Origin of the sequence: Saccharomonospora halophila 8 (genome assembly GCF_000383775.1) — a bacterium.
Taxonomy (GTDB): domain Bacteria; phylum Actinomycetota; class Actinomycetes; order Mycobacteriales; family Pseudonocardiaceae; genus Saccharomonospora; species Saccharomonospora halophila.
This window is the reverse complement of sequence record NZ_KB912545.1, coordinates 7,897-10,743: the sequence shown is the minus strand read 5'-3', so window position 1 is coordinate 10,743 and position 2,847 is coordinate 7,897. Positions and strand designations below refer to the sequence as shown.

At 71.2% G+C, this 2,847-nt stretch carries 3 protein-coding genes and 1 pseudogene; 1 reads left to right on the top strand and 3 read right to left on the bottom strand.

Annotated features, from left to right (window positions below; all coding sequences use genetic code 11):
* Window positions 1–569 (top strand): ATP-binding cassette domain-containing protein (locus tag SACHA_RS0110765; RefSeq protein WP_157601663.1); only part of this gene is annotated, 569 nt, incomplete at its 5' end.
* Between the two features lie 134 nt (window positions 570–703).
* Here the strand turns inward: SACHA_RS0110765 and SACHA_RS0110760 are convergent.
* From SACHA_RS0110760 to SACHA_RS26595, 3 genes and pseudogenes are all read right to left on the bottom strand, one after another.
* On the bottom strand, window positions 704–1,030 hold the full coding sequence (locus tag SACHA_RS0110760) for a ribbon-helix-helix protein, CopG family (RefSeq protein ID WP_019809588.1): 327 nt from the start codon (window positions 1,028–1,030) through the stop codon (window positions 704–706).
* Window positions 1,027–1,236 (bottom strand): hypothetical protein, encoded by a 210-nt coding sequence (locus SACHA_RS21515; protein WP_157601660.1) that lies wholly within the window; start codon window positions 1,234–1,236, stop codon window positions 1,027–1,029. The genes SACHA_RS0110760 and SACHA_RS21515 overlap by 4 nt, the downstream gene beginning before the upstream one ends.
* 172 nt (window positions 1,237–1,408) lie before the next feature.
* Window positions 1,409–2,607, bottom strand: a pseudogene (locus SACHA_RS26595) (ATP-binding protein).
* Between the last annotated feature and the right edge of the window lie 240 nt (window positions 2,608–2,847).

The following is a 2,847-nucleotide window of genomic DNA, read 5'->3' as shown; positions in this document are numbered from 1 at the left end:
CCCCCGCGGGCCCCCCGGTGGACGGGACGGACGAGACGGGCGGGGGCGGACCGGTCGGCGGCGGTGCGCCCGGGTCCGTTTCCACCCGGCTGCTGGTCACCGGCGGCAACGGCACCGGCAAGTCCACACTGCTGGGCGTGCTGGCGGGCACGGTGCCCCCGGCGCGGGGTTCGGTGCGGTGGACGCCGGGAGTGCGGGTGGGGCTGCTGGAGCAGGACGTATCCTTCACCGACCCGCACCGCACGCCGCACGAGCTCTACACCGCCGCCCGCCCGGACGGCGGGGCACCCGCGCTGACGTCGCTGGGGCTGCTGCCGCCCCGGGACTGCCACCGCCCGGTCGGCACGCTGTCGGTCGGGCAACGGCGCAGGCTCGCCCTGGCACTGTTGATCGCCCGGGGGCCGCACGTGCTGCTGCTGGACGAGCCGACCAACCACCTCTCGCCCACGCTCGCCGAGGAGCTGTCCGAGGCGCTGGAGGCCGCCCCGGGCGCCGTCGTGCTCGCCTCACACGACCGGTGGCTGCGTCGCCGGTGGAACCACGACCGGCTCGACCTCACCGGCGGCTGAGGCGCGCACGACCGGCCCGACGCAATCCCGGATCACCGGGTGCGTGGTGCCACAACGCCGACACGGGCAGGGCGGCCCCTGCGCTCGCCGCCTGACGGCGCTGCACAACGCTGCTCAGTGGCGGGCGACGCTGCTCAGTGGCGGGCCAGGTATTCTTCCAGGGCCTCGCGGACGATCTCGGACTCCGAGCGGTGTTGGGTATGGGCGAGGGATTCCAGATGATTCTTGACCTCGCGGGATACCCGGGTGTCGACCCGTGGCGAGTGCACTCCCGGGGTGGTCAGCGACGGCCGACCACGGCGCGGATACACGATGTCGACCTCGTGAACCGCCACATCGCCGGTTTCCAGAGCTTCCCCGGCCCGGTTCACCTCGTCCTCGGTGATCCGTCGACCCTGTCGGTCGAAGACCGGCTCACGGTCGAGGTCGACGCCCTCGGTCTCGGTGTCTTTGCGGGTCATAGCACGTTCCCCTTGCCGAAGTCGTAGTAGGTACGGAACTTCGCCCGAAGGTCCATGACGTGGATGACCAGGTGGTCGCCCTCGTCGGTGTCGATCACGCCGACCTCCAACGCCCGGCCGGTGTCATCGTCACCCAGGTAGAGCCGCATCATCCGCGTATCGTCGGCGCGGCGTACCGGCACGATCGCCACCGGATCAGCCAACACGGCCCGAGCTCGGCCGGCCGCCACCCGATGCTTGTGTGCCGCCTGAGTGAACCGGATCCGCGCCACTCGCCAATTCTGTCGGACAGAATTCAGTCCGTCAAGCACGCTGAGGCGCGTCCGACGTCTGTCCGTAGAGACCACACCCTCCGGGTTGATGACGACCGATCCCGGATCACAGCGGGGCGTGGTGGCACAACGCCGACACGGGCAGGGCGGCCATGCGCTCGCCGAAGCGGTGGGTCTGCTGACCGAGGTGGAGCACGTAGCCGGCGACGAACCGATCGCCGAGCCGGTCGGCCAACCAGCGCAGATGCCGGAAGTCGTCGGAGCCGACCGTGCTGGAGGCCTTCACCTCGATCCCGACGACGTCCCCGTTGCGCCGTTCGAGCACGAAATCGATCTCCCGGGCGTCCCGGTCGCGGTAGAAGTGCAGGCGGGCACCGAGGTCACTGGTGGCGAGCAACCGCGTCAGCTCGGCGTGCACGAAGGTCTCGGTGAGGCTCCCGGCGGCGCGGCTGCCGGGGACCGTCAGCGCGTCGTGGTCGACCTCCATCAGGTGGGCGGCGAGCCCGGAGTCCGTCGGGTAGTTTTCGGCGTCTTGACCAGCTTGCTGTTCAGGTTGGTCGACCACGGCGGTAACCGCGCGGTGAGGAACACCGTGTCGAGGTAGCCGAGGTAGTTGCGCACCGTGGCGTGGTTGAGGCCGAGTTCCCGGGCCATGTCCGCGAGCACCGTCTGCCCGCCGGAGCGGGCGGCGAGCATCGCGAGCAGCCGCGGCACGACGTCGGCGTGCTGGATCTGGGCGAAGCTCGCGACGTCGCGGAGCACCACGGTGCTGAGATACCCGTCGAACCAAGCGCGGCGTTGCGCGGGGGTCTCGAACTCCAGTACCTCCGGGTACCCACCTCCGGCGAACAGGTCGACGTAGTCCGACCGGGTCCACGCCGAACCGTCCGCGTCGGTCAGTGAGTCCCGGCCGGCGAACGCGCGCTCACAGAAGTCGCCGGGGGCCCCGGTCCGTTCGGCCGTGCTCAACGGCCACAGATCGACGAACACGGCCCGCCCGGCCAACGACTCGGACAGGGTCGGGACGGTGAGGAACCGCGTCGAGCCGGACAACACGAACTGCCCACGGCGGTTGTCCCGGTCGACCAGGTACTTGATCGCCAGGACGAGGTCGTCCCCACCCCGCTGGATCTCGTCGATCACCCGGGGGACGGCGCCGTAGTCGGCGAAGTCCGTGGGCGCGTCCTGTGCGCTCCGGAGTGTGGTCGCGTCGTCCAGCGAGCGGAACGACCCCCCGTGGCTACGTTGGAACTGCCGCAGCAGGGTCGTCTTCCCCGCCTGGCGCGGCCCGTTGACGAGGACCACGCGGAACGCGCCGGCCCGCTCGACGAGACGGTGCCAGGCGGGACGATCGGCCGGATCACACACCTGTTGATCGTGCCAGGCGCCCGTCCGACACGGACCGCGGCACTACAGCTCGACGCCGAGCAGGGCGTCGACCGCGTCGCGGATCAGGCCGGGGGCCGCCGTGTCCGACCCGGCGGTGTCCCGGTGGCGCAGCGCGTCGTCGGCCCAGGCGTCCACCGCGGTGAGCGCGTTCGGGGT

Excerpts from the sequence above, each read along its gene's own strand:
- SACHA_RS0110760 (WP_019809588.1), bottom strand. The coding sequence starts at position 1,030 with ATGACCCGCAAAGACACCGAGACCGAGGGCGTCGACCTCGACCGTGAG.